General features: G+C 57.4%; 18 protein-coding genes and 1 other RNA gene. 11 read left to right on the top strand and 8 right to left on the bottom strand.

Annotation, left to right across the window (positions count from 1 at the left end):
• Positions 1 to 73: 73 nt before the first annotated feature.
• Genes PYTT_RS05710 through PYTT_RS05740 form a run of 7 tightly spaced genes read left to right on the top strand, consistent with a single transcriptional unit; the run spans position 74 to position 12,900 of the window.
• Entirely contained in the window at positions 74 to 2,281 is a 2,208-nt protein-coding gene (locus tag PYTT_RS05710) for a M3 family metallopeptidase (protein ID WP_083076794.1), read from the top strand.
• Positions 2,278 to 4,413, top strand: coding sequence for a M3 family metallopeptidase (locus PYTT_RS05715; protein WP_067776171.1), 2,136 nt, complete (start codon positions 2,278 to 2,280; stop codon positions 4,411 to 4,413). Before PYTT_RS05710 ends, PYTT_RS05715 begins: the two co-directional genes overlap by 4 nt.
• Positions 4,410 to 6,557 carry a M3 family metallopeptidase gene (locus tag PYTT_RS05720; protein ID WP_083076792.1) on the top strand — a complete coding sequence of 716 codons (2,148 nt, stop codon included), beginning with the start codon at positions 4,410 to 4,412 and terminating at the stop codon, positions 6,555 to 6,557. The genes PYTT_RS05715 and PYTT_RS05720 overlap by 4 nt, the downstream gene beginning before the upstream one ends.
• Entirely contained in the window at positions 6,554 to 8,701 is a 2,148-nt protein-coding gene (locus tag PYTT_RS05725) for a M3 family metallopeptidase (RefSeq protein ID WP_067776162.1), read from the top strand. Before PYTT_RS05720 ends, PYTT_RS05725 begins: the two co-directional genes overlap by 4 nt.
• Positions 8,702 to 8,736: 35 nt before the next feature.
• Entirely contained in the window at positions 8,737 to 10,959 is a 2,223-nt protein-coding gene (locus PYTT_RS05730; protein WP_083076791.1) for a M3 family metallopeptidase, read from the top strand.
• Between the two features lie 14 nt (positions 10,960 to 10,973).
• Positions 10,974 to 11,534 (top strand): hypothetical protein, encoded by a 561-nt coding sequence (locus tag PYTT_RS13585; protein WP_067776159.1) that lies wholly within the window; start codon positions 10,974 to 10,976, stop codon positions 11,532 to 11,534.
• Between the two features lie 46 nt (positions 11,535 to 11,580).
• Positions 11,581 to 12,900, top strand: coding sequence for a Gfo/Idh/MocA family protein (locus PYTT_RS05740; protein ID WP_067776156.1), 1,320 nt, complete (start codon positions 11,581 to 11,583; stop codon positions 12,898 to 12,900).
• Positions 12,901 to 13,008: 108 nt separating this feature from the next.
• Here PYTT_RS05740 and PYTT_RS05745 read toward each other — a convergent pair whose 3' ends face one another.
• Both PYTT_RS05745 and PYTT_RS05750 read right to left on the bottom strand, forming a co-directional pair.
• A complete protein-coding gene (locus PYTT_RS05745) occupies positions 13,009 to 15,051 on the bottom strand; it encodes a clostripain-related cysteine peptidase (protein ID WP_067776153.1) in 2,043 nt (680 codons plus the stop codon).
• Positions 15,052 to 15,147: 96 nt separating this feature from the next.
• Entirely contained in the window at positions 15,148 to 15,558 is a 411-nt protein-coding gene (locus tag PYTT_RS05750) for a hypothetical protein (protein WP_067776149.1), read from the bottom strand.
• A gap of 295 nt (positions 15,559 to 15,853) precedes the next feature.
• Here PYTT_RS05750 and PYTT_RS05755 point away from each other — a divergent pair, with 295 nt between their 5' ends.
• Positions 15,854 to 16,498 (top strand): hypothetical protein, encoded by a 645-nt coding sequence (locus PYTT_RS05755; protein ID WP_067776146.1) that lies wholly within the window; start codon positions 15,854 to 15,856, stop codon positions 16,496 to 16,498.
• A gap of 25 nt (positions 16,499 to 16,523) precedes the next feature.
• Here PYTT_RS05755 and PYTT_RS05760 read toward each other — a convergent pair whose 3' ends face one another.
• The 5 genes from PYTT_RS05760 to nagA all read right to left on the bottom strand — a co-directional run bounded on the left by PYTT_RS05760 (position 16,524) and on the right by nagA (position 21,565).
• Positions 16,524 to 18,641: an alpha-L-fucosidase gene (locus PYTT_RS05760; RefSeq protein WP_071133319.1), complete on the bottom strand. Its 2,118-nt coding sequence runs from the start codon at positions 18,639 to 18,641 to the stop codon at positions 16,524 to 16,526.
• Positions 18,642 to 18,770: 129 nt separating this feature from the next.
• An RNA gene (ffs, locus tag PYTT_RS05765) (signal recognition particle sRNA small type) lies at positions 18,771 to 18,866 on the bottom strand.
• A gap of 88 nt (positions 18,867 to 18,954) precedes the next feature.
• Positions 18,955 to 19,407, bottom strand: a complete 453-nt coding sequence (locus PYTT_RS05770) for a hypothetical protein (protein WP_156850331.1) — start codon at positions 19,405 to 19,407, stop codon at positions 18,955 to 18,957.
• Between the two features lie 196 nt (positions 19,408 to 19,603).
• Positions 19,604 to 20,383 carry an E3 binding domain-containing protein gene (locus PYTT_RS05775; protein WP_071133320.1) on the bottom strand — a complete coding sequence of 260 codons (780 nt, stop codon included), beginning with the start codon at positions 20,381 to 20,383 and terminating at the stop codon, positions 19,604 to 19,606.
• 30 nt (positions 20,384 to 20,413) lie between these two features.
• Entirely contained in the window at positions 20,414 to 21,565 is a 1,152-nt protein-coding gene (gene nagA / locus PYTT_RS05780; protein ID WP_067776133.1) for an N-acetylglucosamine-6-phosphate deacetylase, read from the bottom strand.
• A 239-nt stretch (positions 21,566 to 21,804) separates the two neighbouring features.
• Here nagA and PYTT_RS05785 point away from each other — a divergent pair, with 239 nt between their 5' ends.
• From PYTT_RS05785 to PYTT_RS05795, 3 genes are all read left to right on the top strand, one after another.
• The gene (locus PYTT_RS05785; protein ID WP_067776130.1) at positions 21,805 to 22,770 is read left to right on the top strand and encodes a thioredoxin family protein; all 966 of its coding nucleotides are present in this window, start codon (positions 21,805 to 21,807) and stop codon (positions 22,768 to 22,770) included.
• 299 nt (positions 22,771 to 23,069) lie between these two features.
• The gene (locus PYTT_RS05790; RefSeq protein WP_067776127.1) at positions 23,070 to 23,648 is read left to right on the top strand and encodes a TetR/AcrR family transcriptional regulator; all 579 of its coding nucleotides are present in this window, start codon (positions 23,070 to 23,072) and stop codon (positions 23,646 to 23,648) included.
• Positions 23,645 to 23,989 carry a DMT family transporter gene (locus tag PYTT_RS05795; RefSeq protein WP_067776124.1) on the top strand — a complete coding sequence of 115 codons (345 nt, stop codon included), beginning with the start codon at positions 23,645 to 23,647 and terminating at the stop codon, positions 23,987 to 23,989. Before PYTT_RS05790 ends, PYTT_RS05795 begins: the two co-directional genes overlap by 4 nt.
• Positions 23,990 to 23,995: 6 nt before the next feature.
• Here PYTT_RS05795 and PYTT_RS05800 read toward each other — a convergent pair whose 3' ends face one another.
• Positions 23,996 to 24,922 carry a Fic family protein gene (locus PYTT_RS05800; RefSeq protein WP_067776119.1) on the bottom strand — a complete coding sequence of 309 codons (927 nt, stop codon included), beginning with the start codon at positions 24,920 to 24,922 and terminating at the stop codon, positions 23,996 to 23,998.
• Positions 24,923 to 24,959: the final 37 nt, after the last annotated feature.

A 24,959-nucleotide genomic window follows, 5' to 3' on the forward strand; every position in this document is an offset into this window, starting at 1 on the left:
CAAGCGGGAAACGGGGCGCCGCCATCGTGGGGCAAAACCTCCTGCCCCACCGACAAACCAACTCTCCAAAACCATGCCTCTACTGCCCCGCATCCTCCTTCTTGCCTCCCTTTGCTTCCTCCCGCTGCATGCCGAACCTCCTGCCGCCCCTGCGCCGCAGACAACCGCTCCGGCGGCGGAACACCCCTTCCTCGAATGGAACGGGCCACCCCAGTGGTCGAAACTCACCGTCGAACAGGCCAAAATAGACCTCGACCACGCCATGAGCCAATACCGCGAACGCGTCCGGCAGCTTGAAAACGTCACCGACCCCACCTACGAAAACACCTTCGGCGAACTCGCCAACATCGACGAAAACCTGGAACGCCTCTGCCTGCGGCTCGAAGTACTCTCCTCCCTGTGCAACGAAACCGGGCAGCGGGATGCCGTCACCGGCATCACAACCACCATACAACAGGGGCTCGACGACGTCCTCATCAACGAAAAAATCTGGAAAATCCTGAAAAAAGCCGACGCTTGCGAATGGGCCAAACACCTCACCCCCGAACAAAACAGGTACAAGGAACAGATCATGGACTTCTTCCGCAAAAACGGAGGAGACCTGTCGCCTGAAGGCAAAAAACGCCTCGTCGCCATCAATCAGGAACTCCTTGCCCTCTCCAGCCGCTTTGCCTCCAACGCACTCGACTCCGCCAACAGTTGGAAAATCGTCATCAAAGACCGCTCCCGCCTCGCCGGACTGCCGTACTCCACCGTCCGCTACCTCCAATCACGGGCACAGGAACAGGGCTTCGGCGATGAAGAACACCCCCAATGGCTCGTCACCGCGCAGGACGGCAGCGCCTACAGCATCCTCGCCCAGGGCGACGACCCGAAACTGCGGGAAGAAATCTGGAGAAGCCTCCAGACCATCGGCAGGGGCAAGCACGACAACGCCCCCCTCATCAGCGGCATTCTGCAGCTCCGCCATGAAAAAGCGCGCCTCCTCGGATATGCCAACTATGCGGAAATGGCTGCCGACGACCGCATGGTCGGCACGGCGTCCCATGCCGCCGAATTCCTGCAAACCATCCACGACTCCATCATGCCCGCCTACAGGCAGGAAATGGCAACACTCCGCCGCCTCAAACGGGAACATACCGGCAACGCCGAAACCCTCCTCGACCCGTGGGACGTCGCCTACTACGGCCACCAACTATACGAAACGCAGGCAGACGACCAGAAAGGCAAACTCGACTCCTACCTCCGCGCGGACCACGTCATCCAGGGCATGTTCGACATCTTCTCCGGGCTCTACGGCCTCACCATTACCGAACGCCCCACCGCCTGCATCGCATCGGGCAGCGGCAAAACCGCACCGGAAGGCACCGTTGAAGTATGGGATCCCGCAGTCCGGTACTACGAAATCCGCGACACCGCCTCCGGCGAACACATCGGATCCTTCTACATGGACATGAACCCCCGCGACAACAAGCGCGACGGCATCTGGATGCAGACCATCGAATCGGGTTCTCCGCCCCGTGCCGGACACCCCCGCATCCCCCGGCTGGCGGCCATCTGCAGCTACACCGGAATCGGCACCAAAACACGCCCCACCACCATGTCCCCGGAAGACATCCAGGCCCTCTTCCATGAATTCGGCCACACCCTCCATCACTGCCTCTCGGAAGTCGGCATCCGCGACCTCTCCGGCACCAACACCGTCCTCGACTTCGTCGAATTCCCTTCCCAAATCAACGAAAACTGGGTCTGGGAACGGGAAGCCCTCAACCGCTTCGCCAAACAGCGCACCACCGGCAGACCCCTCCCGGACAAACTGTACCGCAGCATGCTCGCCTCGCAAAACTTCCTCCGGGCCAACAGCATCATGAATCAATGCGCCATCGCCCACTTCGACCTTGAAGTACACATGAACTATGAAAAATACAAGGACATGCCGCCCGAACGCATCGAACGCGAAATCCTTGCCGGCTACTGCCCGGAAACCACCGAACATGCCCCCATCCCCCTCTACGACCAGACCCACCTCTTCGTCGACAACTACGGAGCCGGATACTACGCCTACCTCTGGGGAGAAATGCTCACCACCGACGCCTTCTCCAAATTCAAGGAAAAAGGCATCCTGAACCCCGAAGTCGGAGCCGAATTCCGCCGTTGCATCCTCAGCAAAGGCAACTCCAAACCCGCCATCGAACTCTACCGCGACTTCATGGGCCGCGACCCCAAGCCGGACGCCTTCATCCGCAAACTCTCCGCCCCCGGCGAACCCTCCAAGCCATGACCTTCACTCGCAGCCTCCTGCTCCTCCTCGCCCTCGGATCCTGCCACGCGCAGGAACAAACGCCCGCTGCTCCACCCGCCCCGCCTGCAGCCATCCGGCTGCAGAACCATCCCTTCCTCGACGACACGCAACTTCCGGCTTGGTCGAAAATGACGCCGGAACAGGCACAGATCGACTGTACCATTGCCCTGCAGCGGCATGCCGCCATCATACAGGCGATCGAAAACGCCGCCGAACCCACCTACGAAAACACCTTCGGCCTCTACACCGGCAATCACGAACTCTTCCAAGCGTGGCTTCGCTGGCTCATCCTCGTCAAACTGCACGACACCCCCGAAACAAGAACAGCGACCGAAAAACTGGAACCTCTCTACCTCCAGGCTTCTTCAGCCGCATTCCACAGTGAAAAATTATGGAATACGCTTAAAAAAGTTGCCGGCAGTGACGAAGTTCGCACACTCTCCCCCGCCCGGCAACGCCTGATAGCCGAAACCGTGAATCTCTTCCGAGAAGAAGGCGCCGACCTTCCGCCTGAGAAAAAAACACGCCTTGCCGCCATCGACCAGGAACTCTCCCGACTCAGCCGATGCTTCACCGCCAACATCATCGACTCTACGAAAACATTCGAACTCTCCATTGGCGAAGAAAACGCTCCGGAGGCCACCCAACAACCGACCCCTCATACCGGCACGCCCCGCCGCATCCTGAACTACGGAAACGCCCGCCCAACACTGGCCGTCACAAAAGATGAACAACTGCGAAAAACAATCTGGCAGGCCCTCCAAACCATCGCCACCGGAACCTACGACAACGAACCCCTCATCAAACAAATCCTCACTCTTCGCCGCGAACGGGCGCAGCTACTGGGATATCCCACCTACGCGGACATGGTCGCCGCCCGGACCATGCTCGGCACAGGCGCCGCCGCCAAACGGCACATTTGCGGCATGATCGACAAACTCCGGTCGCAATACGCCGCAGAAACAGAAACCCTGCGCCGCCTCAAAGCCGACGAAACGAACAACCCGGACGCCCGCCTCGAACCGTGGGACCAGGCCTATTACATCGCCCGCCACTACGAAAAACAAAGCAAAATCTCTTATTGGGCGCTCGCCTCGCACTTCCCTGCCGACAACGTCCTCCAAGGCATGTTCGGCATCTACTCGCAGCTCTACGGCATCTCCGTCATCGAATGCCCTGCCAAAGCCGCCAAACCCGGCAGAAAACAAACCGTCCTGCCGGGTACCGTCGAAGTCTGGAACCGCCATGTACGCTTCTTCGAAATCCACGACCAAGCCACCGGCAAACTCCTCGGCTCCCTGTACATCGATGCAGGCAACCGCCCCGATAAACGCCCCGGCATCTGGACACAGGAAATCCGGCTCGGCTCATCCCGCACACCCGGCATCGTCTGCATCAGCCTCGCTCACGAATGGGACGACGACCTCGACCATGCAAGCATCGAACAACTCTTCCACGAATTCGGCCATGCCCTCCACCGCATCCTCTACGACGGTGAGGAAACAGACCTCGGCTGCATCTCCATCGCCCGCGACTTCAACGAATTCCCCTCCATCATCAATGAACTGTGGACATGGGATCGCGACATCCTCCAGCGCCTTTGCCAAGGCCCGCTGCCGGACGACGCCTACGAACAAATCCTTGCCAACCGGAACCTCTTCCGCATCGGCAACGAAATCTTCCAGTACAAAATGGCCCTGCTCGACTTGGAACTGCACAGCAGGCACATCGACGATGCAACCCCGCTCGACGACCTCGTCAAAACCATCATGGAACAAAACAACGTCCCCCATGCGGAACTCGACCTCGCCAACCTGCGGGAAAACATGCACCTGTTCAGCAACAGCGCCTACGCCGGACTCTACTTCGTCTACCTGTGGGACAAAATGCTGGCAGAGGATGCCTTCTCCCGCTTCCGTGAAAAAGGCCTCACCAACCCGGAAACCGGAGCCGAATTCCGCCGCACCATCCTCAGCAAAGGCAACTCCAAACCCGCCATCGAACTCTACCGCAACTTCATGGGCCGCGCCCCCAAACCCGACGTCCTGCTGCAAACTCTCGGCATACAGCCCACCACCCCGCACACACAGTCCGCTCACCAAGAACCATGAACATAAGACACCTAGCCCTTGCTCTTCTCAGTCTTCTCCCCCTGCATGCGGAACCGGATGGTGCTCTCCCACCCCCTCCGCTGTCGTACCGTATCCCGTCATCGGAAAACAACCCGCTTCTTGAGATATCAAAACCTCTGGAATGGTCGCGCCTGCTCCCCGGCCAGATACACGCAGACATCGACGCGGCCATGAGGAAGTACATAGAAAGAATACGCACGGCTGAAACCGTCGAAAAACCGACCTATGACAACACGCTCCTCATCTTTCTGGAAAACGCCACTCTCATGGATGCTTTTTACAGGGCGGAAGTGCTCATTCGGTTGCGAGACTCACCCGAACACCGCAAACTCGCCACCGAACTCGACAAAAAATACAATCAGGTCAAAGAAGCTCTCTTTCATAACGAGCACATATGGCCCATCCTTAAAAAAATGGTGACCCAGGACTGGATGCGTCGCCAGTACGGCGGTCGCCATCACTTCATTACCCGATTCATGGCCGAATTTCGCGACAATGGTGCGGATCTGCCACCCGACCAGAAAGCTCAATTCATCATACGTGAAAATGAACTCGCTGCTCTCAAACGCCAATTTGCAGCCAATCTGGCCGATGCACAAGCTGCATGGACATTCGACATCACGGACTACAAAATACTGGATAAACTACCGCCTGAATACGTCAAACAGGAAAACGGCCGCCGCTTCCTGCGGTACCATATCGCCGAAACCATACTCGGCATATGCCCCGATGAAAAACTGCGTGAAGCCTTATGGCGCAGCCTTCAAACCATCGGCAAAGAATCTCACGATAACTCCGACCTCATCCGCCGCATCCTCGCCGTCCGCCAAAAACAGGCAGAAGTGCTTGGATATGCCAACCACGCCGACCGCATCGCCTCTCGCTGCTCCATCAATACCGGAGCCCAAGCCGCCGAATACGTGCGGAACAGCCTGCAGCGCCTTCACCCGGCATACGTAAGAAATATGAAACGCCTGCAGGATATCAAAGCGCAACTTACCGAAAATCCGCAGGCAGAACTTGCACCATGGGATGTCCCCTACTATTCATACATCTTATCTTCCATTTACCTTAAGCATTTTGCAGACTTCGACAAGATGCTCACCAGCGACATGGTTCTCCAGCGCATCTTTGACCGACTCTCCCACATGTACGGCATCACTTTCTCGGAAAGAACAACTGTCTATCTTGAACCGGGAAGCAACAAAAAAGCCCCTGCCGGCACAGTCGAAGTATGGCATCCGGGAGTCCGCTACTTTGAAATCACCGACAAGACAAGTAATGCTCGCCGAGGCGCCATCTACCTTGATCTGGAATATCGGGAGAACAAGGAAACCGGCATCTGGACCATACCGGTCACCACCTATCCGCATCCATTGCAAAAGGTTCATTGTTCGGTCATTTCATCTTCGCATGGAATTCAGGCACTCATGTATCCAGCCGGCATTCAGCACATGCTGCACGAACTGGGCCACGTCCTTCACCGATTCATGAGCAATACAGAACAGGATTACCTCGGATTCCAAACCAGCGTGGACGATTTCGACGAATTCACGGCTACGCTTCATGCCAACCTGGCCAAACGGCGCGATGTCCTCACATCTCTGATGCAGCCGGCGCTCACGACTGAAGCATACCTCAATTACAACAATCTGAAAGAATATGAGGACATCCAGACACAGTTCCGCATTCTTTGCGAATCCCTGCTTGATCTCGAAATCCACATGCACGGCAACCTTGATGCAAGTCAGGACCTCGCTGCCTCCGAAAAGGAAATCCTGCGTGATTACCTCTACCTCACCCCGCAGGGGGAGAACCTGACGGAATACCTCCCATTCTGCCGGAACACCTTCATCTTCGCGGGCGGTTATTCCGGACTCTATTATACATACTTCAGAAGTGAAGAGCTGGCCACATGTGCCCGCCACCGCTTTTTCGACGAAAGCATGCGGTTCCGCCAAACCTTCCTCGAAAAAGGGTACAGCAAACCGGCAAGCGAACTATACGGCAATTTCATGGGAATCGACCCTTCTCCCGCCTCCATCCAGCGCTACCTCTACCTTGATCCCGACCTCGAATATCCCGAAAACGTCGAAACCACTCCCGCCCCAATAAAACCATGATCCTTCGCTCCCTATTCTCCGTCGTCCTCGTCCTGCTGCCTCTGCATGCGGAGCCGACTGTACCGGCTCCTGTACGGCAGGCCGAAACGGCCACATCGGAAGATCACCCTTTCCTCGACAACAGCGGGCCGCCCCGATGGTCGAAAATGACGCCGGAACAACTGCGCATCGATTCCGAAATCGCCCTGCAAGCCGCGATGGACAAGCTGCGAGTCATCGAACAGGTCACCGAACCGACCTATGACAATACATTCGGCAAACTGGCCAACGACATGACGATGGTCAACACTGTCATGCGTACCAGCCTCCTCTCCTCCACCTGTGATTCCCCTGAATGGCGCACCGCCACACAAGAACTCCTCGCACGGTTCACCACATTCGACACCGCTTTTTGGCAAAACGAAACCATTTGGAAAATCATGCAACAGGCTGCTGCCAGCGAATGGGCCAAAACCCTGCCGCCACATCGCCGCTACTTCATGCAAGAAGTCATCCAACGCTTCAGGATGGAAGGCATCGACCTCCCGCCCGCCCGGAGAGCCCGGCTCTCTGCCATCAAACAGGAACTGACTGATCTTGCCCAGCAATTCTCCGCCAATCTGATCGACTCCCGCCGTGAATGGCAATTCGATCTGACGCCATACGCCGATCTCGGCGGCATCGAAACCCTGCACTTCGAACAGGAGGGAAACCGCCGCATGGCCCGGCTGGACCAGGCTTTCGTCATCCTTAGCTTCGCCGACGACGAAAAATTGCGCGAAGCCGTATGGACAGCCATGAAAACTCTCGGCAAAACGCCGCACGACAATAGCTCCGTCATTCAACGCATCCTTGCCCTGCGCCATGAGCAGGCTCGCATCCTCGGTTACGCCTCCTATGCGGATCTTGTGGCCGCCCGCTGCATGATGGGAACCTCCGAAGCCGCCGAACGGCACATCCGCTCCATGCTCCACCACCTCACTCCGCAGCATGAAACCGCTCTGGAAAACCTTCGCAAGGCCAAAGCCGAACACACGCACAATGCAGCCGCCATCCTCCAGCCATGGGATACCGGCTACTACACCATACGGCTTTCCAGAGACGAAGCGCCGTTCAACGGATACGAATTCAGCCGGCATCTCCCGACTCGTTACGTCTTGCCCCGTATCTTCGCCATCTTCTCGGAACTGTATGGCATCAGCATCACCGAATGTCCCGCCGCCTTCGCAAAACCGGGGAGTAAACCCGCCATCCTGCCGGGCACAGCGGAAGTATGGGCTCCGGGCGTACGCTACTATGAAGTGCGCGACAAAACAACCGGCACGCACCTCGGCTCCTTCTACATCGACGGCGATCCCAGGCCCGGAAAAAAGCCCGGCACATGGACGCAAACCATCAGCATCGGCAAACCGGCTTCTCCCCAATCACCTCTCATTCCCCACTACGCCGCCATCACGACCTCCCTTCCATCTGCCGGAACACTTTCCAGCACAGCCATCGCCACCTATTTCCATGAATTCGGACACATCCTTCACCAAATGCTGGAAGAAGTCGAATGCCCCAGCCTGGGTAACTACGCACTGGAACCGGACTTTAGAGAATTCCCTTCCATCCTTCACGAAAAACTGGCCAGAGAACCCGAAATCCTCGCCCGCATCTCGCAACCTGCCATCCCGGCAGCACTCCTCACCGCATTCACGGCCAATCATCGCTTCTTTCAGGCATACGACGCCATCGTCCCATACCATCAGGCTTTGATCGACCTCGAACTGCACAGGCACTACGAACAATACGCAGGCAAGGACATCGACACCGTCGAACAGGAAATCATCCGCAAAAACTCCCTCCCTGCTACAGCCTTCAATTCCTGCCCGCTTCGAACCAACCTCCACATCTTTGCCAACTTCTACGCAGGAGTATACTACACCTACGCATGGAACGACATGTTGGCGGAAGATGCCTTCTCCCGCTTCCGTGAAAAAGGCCTCACCAACCCGGAAACAGGAGACGAATTCCGCCGCACCATCCTCAGCCAAGGCAGCAGCAAACCGGCTGCCGAACTCTACCGCAACTTCATGGGCCGCGACCCCAAACCGGACGCCCTGCTGCACAGCCTCGGCATCAAGCCGCAAAAAGAGATTCCTTCGGACGCAAAAACGCGCTAAAATCCACTCAACAATTAACGTACACATTGGACAACATGAACAAACTCGCACTCGCACTGTGCGCTTTCTGCATCGGCAACCTGCCCCTGCATGCCGAAAACGCAGCCAAGGCCGCTCCTGCAACCTCCGCCAAACCGGACGAAACCGCCAAGCACCCCTTCCTCGACGAAGGCCTCCTTCCCCAGTGGTCCAAACTCACCCCTGAACAGGCGCAAATCGACATCCCCATCGCCCTCAAGCTCTCCCGGCAGCGGCTCGAAGCCCTGTGCAGCGTCACCGAACCCACCTATGAAAACACCTTCGGCGCCCTTGAAAAAGTCTCCGAACCGCTCGACCGCGCCTGGGACCGTCTCCAAACGCTCGACTCCGTCCGCGACAACCCGAAGCAACGAGAAGTCATCACCCAGCTCATGCCGGACATCATCCGCTTCGGGAACTCCATCGCCTACAACGAAAAACTCTGGAGCGTCCTGAAAAAGGCCGAACAGTGCGAATGGATGAAAAATCTCAGCCCCACGCAAAAACGCTTCGTCACCGAAACGATGGACAGCTTCCGCGACAACGGCGCCGACCTGCCGCCGGACAAAAAGGCACGCCTCGCCTCCATCAACGAAGAACTCTCCACCCTCTCCAAACAATTCTCCGAAAACGTCCTCGACTCCACCAACGCGTGGGAACTCGTCATCAAGGACAAAAAGGAACTCGCGGGCATGCCCGAATCATGGATGGAAACGGCGCAGGCCGCAGCCGCAGCCAAGGGACACGGCGACGCGAAAAATCCCCAATGGCTTGTCACCCTGCAATACCCGTCCTACGGCCCCATCATGAAATACGCCGACAATGCCGCTCTGCGCGAAAAAGTCTGGCGTGCCGACAACACCGTCGGACAGGCTCCGTACGACAACGCTCCCATCATCGCCAAAATCCTCGCCCTGCGCGATGAAAAAGCCCGTCTGCTCGGCTTCAAAAACTATGCGGACCTCACCACCGTGCGCCGCATGGCCGGATCGGGAGCCAAGGCTCTCTCCTTCATCGAAAACATGCACGACAAGGTAAAGCCCAAATTCCTCGAAGAACAGAAAACCCTGCGCCAGTTCAAGGCAAAGCAAACGGGCAAACCCGTCGCCAAACTCGACCCGTGGGACCGCTCCTACTATGCCGAAAAACTGCGCAAGGAACAGTACGACTTCGATGCCGAAGCCCTCAGACCCTACTACTCGGCGGAAAATGTCTTCAAGGGAATGTTCGACATCTACTCCAAATTGTACAACATCTCCATCACCGAACGGCCTACCTCTTACATCGAACCCGGCAGTGGCAAAACCGCCCCGCAAGGCACGGTCGAAGTATGGAATGACGACGTGCGCTTCTTCGACATCAAAGACAACGCCACCGGAGAACTCCTCGGCTCCTTCTACATGGACTGGTACCCCCGCGCCACCAAACGCGGCGGAGCATGGATGAGCCCATTCAGCCACGGCCTCCCGGCCATGAACGGCCAACCGCGCATCCCGCACATCGGCTCCATCAACGGCAACATCACACCGCCCGCTGGCGACCAGCCCGCCCTGCTCAACCACCTCGACGTCGAAACCGTCTTCCATGAATTCGGCCACCTCCTCCACCTCATGCTTTCGGATGTCGACGTCAAGGCTCTCGCCGGCACCAGCGTGGCCTGGGACTTCGTCGAACTTCCCTCCCAAATCAATGAAAACTGGACGTGGGAACGCGAACCCATCGACATCTTCGCCCGCCACTACAAAACGGGCGAAAAACTCCCGGACGACCTTTACAAAAAAATGATCGCCGCGCGCAACTTCATGAGCGCCTCCATGGCCATGGCCCAATGCGGAGTCGCCAAGTTCGACCTCGAACTGCACATGAACTACGACAAATACAAAGGCCGCGGCATCGATGAAATCGACAGCGAAGTCCTCGCCGACTACCGTCCCGACTATTCGGAACAGGGCCCATCCCTCATGCGCTCCCTCACCCATGTATTCTCCGGCGGCTACAGCGCAGGCTACTACTCCTACAAATGGGCCGAAGCCCTCGAAGCGGACGCCTTCTCCCGCTTCCTCAAGGAAGGCGTACTCAATCCCAAAGTCGGTGCGGACTTCCGCCGCACCATCCTCAGCAAGGGAGACAGCAAACCCGCCGCCGAACTCTACCGGGACTTCATGGGCCGCGACCCGAACCCGGATGCCCTGCTCATCAAAACGGGTATCCTCCCCGCACCGGCCGACGACAAAAAATAACGCAAACACTCGACATGCAGTACCCCGACGGCACGGAAATACGAATCGACGACCTCATCTGGGCCGATGAAGGCATCCAGATCGCACGCATCGTCGGCATCCTCGAAACCGAAGAAGAATACACCGCATGGGACGAACCCGGCCCATGCATCCTCTACACGCAGGACATCTTCTCTGCCGCCGGAGACGGCAACGCCCTCTACAGCCTTCCTGCCGACCTCCTCGTGCAGGAAGGCATCGGTGCACTCAGCGAAAACGAACGGCTCCTCCTCCGCTGCCTCTGCCGCATACTCGCCGACCGCACGGGACACGACGTCCACAGCCCTGACTGCAACTGCCACATCTGGAAATACCCCGTCCCCATGCCGGACGGAACCTTCAACCACCGCTGGTTCCTCCACCTCGGGGCCACCCGGGAAAACGCCCCTCACCCCGGCTGGTACGCCCTCGACAACAACGACCTCTCCTTCACCCCTCTCACCGACGAAGAACTCCTCGTCCTCTGGGGACACCCCTTCTACTACACCACCCCGGCCAACGGCGAAATCGCCCAGGCTCCCCATCCCGGCTCCTGAACGCAAGGCGGCGCACGCCGCCCAACCCCTTGTCCATACACACAACATGAGCAACACTCGAATCACACTCGCAGGCATCGGATGCGGCGCACGCACCCGCACCTACATGAAACTCGCCATGGAACGGCCCGACCGCTTCCAAATCACCGCCGCCGCCGACATCGTCCCTGTACGGGCCGAACAGGTACGCGACTACGCCCCGGAAAACGAACGTGCCGGCGTACGCCTATTCTCCAGTGCCGCCGAACTCCTCGCCCAGCCCAAAATGGCGGATGTAGCCATCATCGGCACGCAGGACGACTACCACTTCGAACCCTGCAAAAAAGCCCTCGAACTCGGCTACGACGTCCTCCTCGAAAAACCCATCGCCAAAACCCTCCGCGAAGCCCTCGAACTGCGCGACCTCGCCGCCAAACTCGGCCGCCGCGTCGCCATCTGCCACGTCCTCCGCTACACCCCCTTCTACAACGCCATCCGCAACGTCATCCAAAGCGGAGAACTCGGTGAAATCATCACCTTCAACGCCAATGAAGGCGTCGGAGCCTGGCACTTCGGCCACTCCTTCGTCCGCGGACACTGGGGCAGCAGCATCGCCTCCACGCCCATGATCGTCGCCAAATGCTGCCACGACATGGACATCCTCTACTGGCTCATGGGCCGCAAATGCGAAAACGTCGCCAGCTTCGGCGAACTCTCCTTCTTCCGCAAGGAAACCCTCAGGGAACCGCGCCCCGTCCGCTGCGTCGACTGGACCACCCCCGTCGGCGAAGACCCGTGGGACGCCCGCAAATACATCTCCGACGAAAGCTGCCGCCGCTGGCTCCGCATGGTCATGGACGGCGCGGAAACCGCCACCGAAGAAGAAATCACCGAATGGCTCCGCACCTCCAAATGGGGCCGCGACGCCTTCCAGTGCGAAGACAACGACCAGCCCGACCACCAGGTCGCCATCATGCGCTTCATGGGCGGTCTCACCGGCACCTTCACCATGACCGCCTTCGAAGAAGGCCGCCACATCGAAATCTACGGCACCAAGGCCAAACTCCGCGCCGGAGCCTTCTACAAAGACAACGGCCCGGGAGAAATAACCGTCACCGAACACTTCAGCAAAACCATCCGCAAAGTCGAAGTCGAAGAACCCGATGGCGGCTACGCCGGACACGGCGGCGGCGACTGGGGCCTCGTGGACAGCCTCTACGACGATATGCGCACCGTACCTGATGCCGACGCCATGACCACCTCCATCGCCGCCTCGGCGCACTCCCACGTCATCGCCTTCGCCATCGAACACGCCCGCCGCACCGGAGAAGTCATCGACCTCGCCGAATTCGAACGCAAAGTCCTCTCCGGCGAATTGAACTACTGAAGCATACTGCCTCCCATCCAACCAAACGGCCATGGCTCAATCGAGCCATGGCCGTTTTGCATAACATCTGGTCAACCGTTCCTGCCGGAACCCCGGCCTAAGCCCGAATCACTCTTCTTTCTCGTCCTTCTGATCCTCCGAGTCCTCATTCGAAGCCCCGTCCAGCGAATCGCTAACGGAAATTTTGCCGTCCTTACTCGTGAAAAACACAATATCCGACATTGCCGAACGGTTCTGCACATCATACATATCGAACAAATAGGCAAACTCACCGTCACCCATATCTTCATCCTTGATCCCGAACGCCTTGCCCAGGGTAAACGTATCAATCTCCACCTCCGTCGGATCGGAATCCTCTCCGGAAATCTGAAGACCGTACATCAGCGTCGTAATCTTATCGCCCTCCTTCAGCTTCACCAAATTCTTCTCTCCCATCTTCGACCCTTCCTCCACCTTGCGCGCACCCAGAATCTTGTAGCCCTCTTCCTTGAAATCGTACACGACAGACAAATGATGCTTCACGCCGTTCAGCAACACGGGAACCTCATACCGGTAAAACGTCTCGCCGTTCTCCTTGAAATCCATATAAAGCAAATGCCCGTCGAGATGAGCCCATTTGCCATTGAAACGATCCTCGAACGTACCCGCATCCCAATTCACATCGAGATTCGCATCACTGCCGAGAAACACAATGATATCCTCCTTCGCATCCACGATGGCGAGCACGCAATTCACTCGGTCGATCCACTCCGCACGGTCTGCGCCCAGCGCAAGCAAGGCATTACCGTCATCGGTAATCTTCACCGGAAAATCCTCCAGCTTATCGATATCGGACTTCACCTCCTCCAGCTTCTCCGGCAAAGCCTCAAGCTCATTCTCCTCCCCTCCCTCTTCGCCGAACAAGGCATCATGCGCGGCGGCGGCGCACACCTCCGCCAGACTCGAAGCCGTCTCCAAATCGACAAAACCGAACTGCCAGCCGTAATAGGCAATAAACGAACTGGGCCCCTGCTCCAGCATCGTACCGAAATTCTCCTTATCGCCGTCGAACGGATAATAACAGGAAAGACCGTTCGATTTGCGGTACGGACCGTTCACCTTATACACCACGCACTCCTGCAGTGCTTTCAGCACCGTAGGCGAATGCTCCGGCAGCAACTTGCCGGCATTCTTCACCATCTGACCCATATCCACCATATTGGAATAGCCTCCCTTGGAAGAATTGCTGTAATTCTCCGCCTTCTGCGCCTGCCTTCCCAGCTTGGCGAATACCTTACTGTCCTCGGAAGCCCGCATGACCGCCTCATAACCCAGCAGATCGTACGCATCGCTGAGCTTGCCGATTCCGGAAAGATCCACAACGGAAAGTGTCGCCTCGTCCTCCGTTCCGGCCTCCCGGCATCCCTCCAGATAGGAATCGCAAATCACCTTGCCGAGAGCCTTGCCGTCCATTGACGTATCTTCACCGAGAGCATCCAGCCAACCCGTATAAAACCAGCCGTTGCCCGGCTCCAACTCTTCGGAAGCCACCAGATAGCGCCCCAGCCCCTGAAACGTCTTCGCCGTATCGAGCGAAGCCATCAAGCATGTATCGAACCCGATAACCTCGAAAGGAGGCTCCTCCTCAGATGCTTCAAACACCTTGCCGAAAGCCTCCTTCATCTCTTTCAGGGACAAGGCATCCATTTCGAAATTTTCATCGCAGGCCGCACCGCCGATGCTGCCTCCCCCGTGATTCCAGAAAATGAAAACCTTATGGTCCGCATCGTGATTCTCCCTGCAGAACTTCAGAAAACCTTCCAGCGTGGAAGCATCCCCCATATTCGCCTGCGGCAGCGTAGCCACCCTCTCCAACTCTCCTTCGCTGTACACAAAGCGGGCAATCTTGTCGGCCGGAATATCCGCCTCCTCCGAATGCCATACAGCCGCACCGCCCGTCTGAATCACCACCTTCACATTCTCCGGCAGATCGGCATCCAGCATTTCTTCAAGATCTGCACTGGCGGCACCATGCTTTCTCTCCAAATCGCTGCCGCACAAATACCAATAAATGGCCCATGTCTCCTCCTTCTCCTTCGCCTGCACCAAAGCACCGGAAAACAGGCAAAAACAACCTACCCAGCGGAACACCGCCACAAAAAATGCATTCATCGTATGAAAAATAATATCAATCGGCTCGCACCGGCATAAAATCAAAGGGCTGTTTCCTGCCGGAGGAAAACAGCCCTGCCTATCGAATCGACCCGCTTACTTTTGAGCGGCTTCGAGCTTCTCGACGGCTGTTTTCAGGGCGGCGCTGCCGAAATATTCCTTCTCGGCCAGAACCTTCAACATACTTTGATACGTCGTATCCAGCTTTTCGATATCTTCGGCATTCTCTTGTATCAACTTGCCCATGGCTTCCGGATCGACACCCTTGGCGGCTTCCGACACCTGGGCAGCAAGCGTTGCCAATTGTTCAAGCCCTTGAGCGGCCGCATCGGCGGTAGCCGTATCCTTGATCTCGGCAATAATTTCGATAGCGCCTGCCGTCACAGCCACCATGGCTTCCAGCACCTGTTGTTCCTTGCTCGCAGGAGCTTCATCTGCATCCTGAGCAAAAGCGGGTTGAACCATGGCGACCGGAGCGAGCATGGCGGCGGACAAAATATATTTCATTATTCTATTTCTATCAGTTATATGTGTTGATAAACCCATGTCTCGATATGACCAGATACCGCGTCATGGCACTTGCATGCACAGAACACTTTGCATCAATACAGAACGATCTGCAATAGTAAGTAAACACAGTCTTACAAAGCAAATGGAAAAAAGCAATAAAAAAATCGTGAAAAATACTCGAACTCCTTGAAAACAGCATACGCACGAATATTGCCAGATACACGTCCACATTCAACCATGCGGCAATGCAGCTTGCCATGCCTCTGACGACCTGCTACCATATCGGCCGATCATGCGCACCAACCGATACTTCCTCCTCGCCCTGGCCGTCATCATCGCCATTCTTTGGCTCATCCGCGAATACCTCCGCAGCAGCGATCCCCGGCTGGCCGACCTCGTCTTCGCCTACGGTTTTTGCGCCACTCTGGCTACCCTTGGAGTCATTGCCTGGCTCAGCGCCCGCAGAATGAGGGAACGCGCCATCATCGAAGAACTGGAACGCATGAAACAAGCGGGCCTGCTGACCACCACCACCTACACCGCCCGCCGCGCCTTCCGGCTCCGCGGCAATGAACGGGACAGCCTCCGCTACTTCCTCGAACTGGAAAACGGACGCGTACTCGTCCTCGAAGGAAGTTACCTCTATCAGGAAGACGGACACAGCGACTTTCCCTGCAAGCAGTTCACCATCGAACGCCATACCGAACACGGCTACGTACTCGACCTTCTTTGCGAGGGCGCACCCATAATGCCTGAAGCCGACATGCTCTTCGACGAAACCGCGGCCCTCAAATACTACCCGGAATGCCCCGATGCAGCAGAAGCCTTCGACCTCTTCGAAACAACCTACCCGGACAACACCATCCTCGAAGACACCTACGACTCCATCTTCACGCGCCTGCAGGAAACCCAGCCCGGCCAGATAAGCGGCATGTAAACCGCACGACGCGCTCCGGGTACCGTCAGCGCAAACGGATCACCGTATCGACGGCATTCCACGACATTCCTTCGGGTAGGGAAATACTGTATCCGTTGTCCGTCTTTTCCAGCTTTGCGGGCTTTCCGTTGAAACTGCTGTCGTCGATCACCGTCGCTTCCGTGAAAGAATCCTTCAAATCCTTGAGCTCAAGCGGTACACTCCCCGTCAACGCGTTGCCTTTTCCGGCCATCAGCGGGCATACATGCACATAGACCGTCTTTTTCCCGTTGCCGTCCACTTTGTAGCAACTTCCACCCCACGGCTGATTCTTCAGGGGGCCGCCTCGTGTTCCGTACACGGCTTCGCCATATACCTTCAGCCACTTGCCCATGGCCTTGAAGACGTCCGCCTGTTCAGGCACCAGCGTACCGTCCGGCGCAGGCCCGATATTGTACAGAAGATTGCCGTCCTTCACCGTATTGTTCACCAGAAACATAATCGATTTTTCTACGGGAACCGTTTTGGCCTTGGAACTGTACGACCAGCTGCCTGTCCAGCCCGTATTCGGCACATTGGCCACCGTCATGCAACTTTCCCACGGCACGGAATCGTCGAAACCGCCCAGCCTGCACTCCGGCGTCTTGAAATCGCCCTTCAACTCGGCCGGAAAATCGTTCCTCTGCATGCGCACCACATTCATACGGTCATTTACCAGAATATCCGGTTGCAACTGCTTGAAACGGCGCAGCACCGTGCGAGGATCCCAATCATTGAGAGAACTGTTGCCCACACTGTCGAACCACAGCACATCCACCTTCCCATAGCGGGTCAGCAGTTCCGTCAGTTGCCCGATATAATATTCCAGATAGCGGTAATGCTGGTTCGTCAGATAATTGGGATGATACCAGTCGCGAGCGGAATAATAAAAGCCCAGCTTCATCCCGGCCTGATGAACCGCATCGGCAAACTGCCTGACAATATCCTTGCCGTACGGAGACTTCGAAATCGTGTACACATCGAATTCGGACGGGAAATTACTGAACCCGTCGTGATGCTTCGTCGTCAGCACAGCATACTTCATCCCGCTGTCTTTCGCCACATCCATCCAGGCGGCAGGATCATACTTCACCGGATTGAACTTTTTGTACAAACGGTCGTATTCGAAATCCAGCGCATTGTTGCAGCCCTTGTTCACGCTGTCCTTGGGACGACTCGCCTTGCGCTCCCAACTGATCTCGGCCTCGGCCAGAGACGAGGGATTCCAATGGATGAACATGCCGAATTTCGAATCGCGAAGCCATTGCAGCTGCCTGTCGTTCGCTTTCATATCGAACAACCCGTTGCATGCCTCGTTCACCAGATCCCGATCCCGCACCGGCATGAACACTTCATCCTTCGGAGACAACACAACAAGCCCTTCGCCCATATGCGCCATACGGAAATTGGGTACCGGGCTCTGATGCTCATCCGCCAGCCAGACTTTCAGCTGTAAAAGCCGGGCGGCTGTTGCCAACCCGCACACTTTTTTCCCTGCGACTCTCTTCACATCCTTTGAAGGCACAACAACATGGCACAAGGATGAAAGAAACGCCTCCGGTACATATATCTTCCCACCCATCGACAGCGGGCGCGTTTCATCCGTCAGAGCCACGCGCTTGCCGCGAACCATCGCATAGGGAGAACCGTGCAGACGCCCATGCGCAACGGTAAAATACACGGCATCAGCCAGTCTGGCATCCACCTCCTGCCGAATCTCCGCTACATTATCCTGATACGGGCGCGTATTGTCAAAATAGCTATGGATTTGCCCCGCCTGTTCCCGGGTAATGACCGGGCCGATCCATGCACTCTCTTCGGCATCTTTACCCGCACCGGCAACCATACGGATATACTGCCCCACATCCTGCGCGGACAGGGTATACACACCGGCATCCTTCCCTTCCTTCACGACCGATGCCGTGCCGCCTCGTTCATCACTGCGCTCCCAGCGAAACACCGGAACCGCTTTGCCATCCGGAGATGAAACCACCGCTTTCAGCGGCGTACCGACTACTTCCTGCCCGTCAATATAAGGCCTCACCCACACATCTCCGCCAAAGGCGGCAACAGCTCCGAAAACGAAACCGGAAGAGGCAACAACACGGCAGACATTAACGTTCATCCAATTCCACATGAATTCATTATATAATGTTAAAAAACCAATGCAAGAAAAAACAGGAGCCTCTACTTGCAGATACAACGGAAAACAGCGTATCCTGCCGGGAACAGCCCGTCTCACAGGGCACCAAAAACCGCCGGGAACGTACACGGCAAAGCCGGACAAGCTACCGTTGCTACCTCTCGGTCCTGGCGGGATTGACCAGCCGACCCTCCATGGGCTCCCGGCGGCAAAGGCAGCATAGCGAAGCGGCCCCGCGGAGTCAAGAACAAAGCGCGCGGTTCACGCCAAACATCGCCATCCGCCGCATACACACTTACAAATAAAACGACACCAGCTCCTCGGAACGCCACAGCTCGCCGCATTCCTTTTCCTGCTCATCCAGAAACACGATCGACACTGTCACCGCATACAGCCCACGATTGGCAGACGGCGTCACCAGCTTCGCCAGCTTCTCGACGGGCCACGAATAACAACACTCCTTGCCGGAACAGCACTGCCCCCAGATCACCGCATTGCGGGCCAGGCGGCTCCGGTTCCTCACGCTCAGCCCCGCCACGAACGACGAACCGTCGCCCGGATAACCCTCTGCAGGCGCAATCGACAATTCGACCACGCCGTCGCGCACCTCGAGGCTCAACTTCACCGGAGGCTTCTTCCATGCCTGCGGAGGCAGGCGATCCGGAGAATCCGCAGAATCGCATCCGGCGAACCGTCCGGCGGCTTCATTCAACACACAACTTTTCAACAGGGTTCCTATCATCGGCATGAACGTTTGGATTACCTATGCAATACCACCGCTCCGGAAAAGATGCGAGAAAAAGAAGTGTAACAGAAGCGTCACAAGCATCACAACATCGTCACAAAACACCTTCCGCGCTCATCCCTCACAAAACGGACGCCAACATCTTGCCGGCAATCGGCAAAAGGCACAAACACCGGCAAACCGCCAATTTCTTCCCCGCTTACAAAAGCAGAAGAATCACAGGATTCTCAAGAAGCGTCTTGAGCTCTCCCGCCACCAACCCAGCAGCAGGCTCATCCAAAATCCGGCTATTCACATACAGCGTCACCGGAAGAATCAGCTTGGACACCGGCCTGCCACACTCGATCCGCACCTTGGGAGACGTACCTTCGATCTTCACCACCACGGAAGTAGCAGCACCCATGCGATCGGCCACCTCCTCCGGAGACAGGCCCACATCGCACACCACCACATCGGTACGCGCCCCTTCCGGAAGCGTCGCACCCTCCCTTGATTCCTGCGCAATCTTGTAAATCGACTTGGAGGCGGCTTTCTCAATACCGATCAGCTTCGTCCCTCCGTCCTCGACCAGCAGCACATTCAAATCTCCCCGTTCCGCCAGCCAGTCGGCCTGCGTCAGGCAGGCCTTCACCACGGCGCGCACGATATAATCGAACAGGGAATAACGGCCGTTGAGAAGCTTCTCGCACTGGACGGCGATCGGCGTACTGATCGCGGCCAGCTTCGCCATATCCGCCTCCATCGAAAAATGGAAATAATCGCCTGCCATCTCCCTGTTAGGAGCCAGCGCCGAACTGCCGAGCTTGGTAGAACCCGACCCGCGGGCAGGCTCCGCATCCTGCCCCGCACGAAAACATTCCACATCCGCAGCCATCACCCTGCCTCGCGGCCCTGTACCGGGAATACCTTGCGGAGACAAGCCGAACTGGACACACAATTTCCGGGCGAGCGGACTCACACGAATCAAAGGCATGGACATATCAGGCTGCGGATATGGGGTTAAACATTCTTATTCCTGCTCCCAGACGAGAGCGCCGTCGATATACACCTGAAGCGTATCGAAATGCTCGTCGAGCAGAACCATATCAGCCGTGAAACCGGGCGCGATCTTGCCCAGATCGTGCAGACCGAGAGACTGGGCCTGATTCCACGAAGTCGCCTTCACAAGCTCGCTCAGGGCAATACCGGTAATCTCGAACACATTGCGGAGGCCATGGGCAAAGTGGAGCGTACTGCCGGCCAGATTGCCGGATTCGGCAAGGCGGGCCACACCACCCTTCACGACGATCGGCAGACCGCCGAGATCGCCGGGGCCGTCGGGCATCCACGAACAGGAAAGGGAATCCGTAATCATCAGCATCTGCTCGGCGGGCTTCGTCGTAAACACCGTCTCAAGCATATCCGGACAAAGATGGATCGTATCGCAAATGATTTCGATCTTGATATCGTTATCGAGCAGGCCGGAACCCACAAGACCGATCTCGCGGTGGTGCAGCGGAGACATCTGGTTGCAGAAATGCGTCAGGTGCTTCAGGCCGGCGGCCTTCGCCTTCGTGAAATCGGCATGCGTCGCCGCACTGTGACCAGCGGAACAGGTCATCCCTTCGGCAGTCGCCTTCTGGATGAAATCGTTTGCACCAGGCATTTCGGGAGCCAGGGAAATCAACTTCACGGGGGTAATGGCATGCAGGGCTGCCACTTCCTCGAAATCCGGCATGCGGACAAAAGCGGGATTCTGCGCACCGCAGCACTTCGGATTGATGAACGGCCCTTCGAGATGCACGCCCGGCACCTTGGCGAACTTCATATCCTTGCGGTACTCGGCCACAGTCTTGCACACATCCACCAGCGTCTGGGGAGCGAGCGTCAGCGTCGTCGGCAGCCAGCTCGTCACACCTTCCTTCATCTTGCACTCGGCAATCGTATGCAGGCTTTCCAGCTTGGCGTCGCACGTATCGCAACCGCCTGCGCCGTGGCTGTGAATATCGATAAAGCCCGGCATCAGCATCTGGCCCTGGGCGTCGATCACCACATCGGCCTGCGGCAAAGTATCGCCCGGCTGAATCACCGCAACGATCCGGCTGCCGTCGACGAGCACCGAACCTCCCACGATCTCAACACCGGGAGAAATAATATGAGCATTGGAAATAAGCGTTTTCATGATATTATTCTGGTTGATCGGCAGGGCGGCCGGACTGGCGGCCCAACACTTTCATTAGCGCCATTATACCCGCCTGCCCCATCGCCTTGCAAGCCCAATGTCCGACAGACCCTTCAAAACACGAAGGAAACCGCCCGCGAAACAATACGTCCGCAATCATGCACGATGCCGCACAAGAATATCGGAACGCTCCTTTGCCGCTTGCCATCCCGTCGCCAACATGATAGAACACAAACACTATGATTCGTCCATTGATCGCCTCTCTTGCCGCCCTCTGCGCAACCGCCTTTGCCGCGGAATGGCAGACCGACTACGACACCGCCAAAGCCGCTGCGGCAAAGGAAAACAAACACCTCTTCGTCGAATTCACCGGTTCGGACTGGTGCAAGGCCTGCATGATCCAGAAAAAGAACGTCCTGAGCAAACCGGAATTTCAGGACCGCGCCAGCCAGCACTTTGTCCTTCTCGAACTGGACTATCCCAACAAGCAAATCCCGGCGGACGTCAAACTCAAAAACGAACGTGTCCGCGACCGCTTCGACATCCGCACCTTCCCGACTGTCCTCTTCATGACGCCGGACGGCCTGCCCTACGGCAGCATGGTAGGCGCCAAGGGAGGCGTTCCGCAGGCAACTGCAGAAATGGAAAATGCCCTCCAAAACTATGCCCGTTACAAAACGCTCCTCGATCATGCAGTACGCCTGAGCGGCACGGAAAAAACGCAAAAACTTCTGGAAGCCTACGACACCATTCCCGAAAACTTCCGCCCCTACTATACCGATCTCAAGGAAGCGATCGCCAAAAGCGATCCCGGCAACGTATCCGGCAAGGCCCTCCAATTCGCTCGTGAGGCGCGCAACATGCGTGAGCAGAGCCAATTGAGGGACATCAGACTGAGCGGGCAAACTCCCGAAGAACAGAACAACGCCATCGATGAACTCATCTCAAAAGACCTCCTGCCCGAAAACACCGTGCAAGCCCATATCCTGAAAGGGAAAGCTCTTTTTCCGGCTGCCGTCGACGATGCCGCCTTCGACAAGTGTCTCGACGCCTACAAGAAAGCTCTCGACCTGATGCCCGCAGACAGCGAACAGGCAAAAAAAATAACCCGGGAAATTCAGGAACTGGAAATGGGCCGCGCGCAATTCATCCAGCTCAATAAAAACATGGCTGCCAAAAGAAAAGAAGCTGCCGCAAAACAATAACGGCAAGCCACGGACAACAGCAGCCACTCCCCTCTCGCCTCCTGAATGAAACCAGCGTTCAGGAGGCTTTTTCCATTCCTGGATAAGCGGCAGAATCGGATTGCACTCCGTCGCGCAATGCCGAACTTTATCTTCCAGCCCGCAACAGGCCCTTTTACGAACCACATGCCGAAACCGCGAGACAACCTGCACCATGCACCTCTCACACATCCCGCGCACAGCCGTCCGGCTCCATCTCTGCCGGCAATATGACAGTGTTTCTCCTTTCCAAAAAACCGTCCAGACGGTATGTTTTATTCATGAATACACCGCCTCATCGCAAAAACGAACCTGACGCCGTTCGCGCAAAGCTCCTCGAGGCAGCTGCACGCATCGCCGCCGAGCAGGGACTCGCCGCCATCACCCTTCATGCCGTAGCTCGCATGGCCGGAGTCAGCAAAGGCGGCCTGCTGCACCATTATCCAAGCAGGCAGCACTTGATCGAAGCGCTGTATGCCGCACTCCTGTCCCGGCTTGATCAGCGCATCCGCAACATACAGGCCAACGACTCCGAACCGGTAGGCCGGTTCACCCGCGCCTACCTGTCCGCCGTCGCCCTGCCCGGCGATTCACCGGATGAAAGCCGCCTTCTGGGCGCCGCCGCACTTGCCATGAGCTCCGACCTCCATCTTGCCGAAACATGGAATCGTTGGATTGCCGCCCACATCGCCCGAAGCGGCGAAGAAGACCGCAGTCCCGCAGCCGCAGCCATCCGTTGCGCCGCAGACGGCCTCTGGCTGGCGGACTGCTCACACACGGCCCTGCCCGCCGCCATGCGCAGCTCAGTACTCGCCTTGCTCACCGCCCAAACCTTCCATCTTGCCCCGGACGCGCCATGAACCCATCGGTCATCACCTACGGAGCGTTGGCTCTCGCCATCATCTGCGAAACAATCGCCACCACCAGCCTCAAGCAAAGCGAGCAATTCACCCGGCTTGTCCCATCCCTCATCACCGTCTTCGGCTATGCGTGCGCCTTCTACCTTCTCTCCGTCACTCTGAAAGCAATGCCCGTAGGCATTGCCTACGCCATCTGGAGCGGAGCCGGCATCATACTCCTCAGCATCATCGGAATCGTCATTTACAAGCAGCGCCTCGACCTCTCCGCCTGCATCGGCCTCGGATTCATTGTCCTCGGCATCCTCATCATCAATATCATGTCGAAGACCGGAGCCCACTGACAATTTCTACCCTCTCCGGGCAAATCCGTAGCGGGTGCCTCGTCCGTTGCCGTACACCCGCAGCAGCCCGGCATCCGCGCCCTGCGCCAGATCGCGACTCGCCGTCGGCACGGAAATCGACTTGAAAAAAGCCACATAATCGCGGCGGCCGAACATCCCTCCACGCCAGCCTGCGCGGAACAGCTCCAGCCTCTTCGGAGCCTTGGGAGCTCCATGGTGATGCTCCAGCAGCACATCCACCGCATCCGCCAGCACACCCAGCATCCATTCCACGAACGGCATCGCGTCCCCCGCCAGATACCCCGCCTCCAGGGCGTTGTCCAGTTCCGGCTCACGCTCATGCATCAGAGCTGCCACGGGCAGCACGGAAAACACCGGATCACAGGCACACAGGAAAACCGACTGCCACAGGCAAACCATACTGGCATTCCAACGGGCAAACGGCGCCAGCAGCAGCATCTCGTACACCCAGCGGCAGCTCGACAGCACCGCATTCTCACCCTCCAGCCCGCCGAAGAAAAACTTCAGCAGCCCTTCCACCTGCCCGGCCGGAGGCACCACATAGGAAAACCTCTCGCCCCGGCGCACCACGAATTGCTCCTTCCGCAGCCCGGGAGCCAACCCCTCAAGACTCTCGTACCGATACGGATCCATCGACTCCGCCCGCACAAAGGCATCCGCCAGAAAGGCGCAGCCCGCCCGCACCTCCGCCGCCACATACACCGGCTCCTGCTTCAGAATCGCCTCCACCTGCTCCCTCTCCAGCGGGCAATCGTCCAGAGCCATCGCGCCCCGCACATTCTCCATGTGCACCCATTCCCGAAACGCCGCATCCGGCTGCTGCGCCTTCAACCCGCGCACCTCTCCCAGCTTCCCCGCCAGAGCCAGCAGGCGGGAAAGAGCAGTCGGAGAAAGGGAGGAAAGCTTCGGCATACGCCATACATATCAAATGATGCGTAAAAAGCAAGAA

It is taken from the genome of Neoakkermansia glycaniphila, assembly GCF_900097105.1.
Classification (GTDB): Bacteria; Verrucomicrobiota; Verrucomicrobiia; order Verrucomicrobiales; family Akkermansiaceae; genus Akkermansia; species Akkermansia glycaniphila.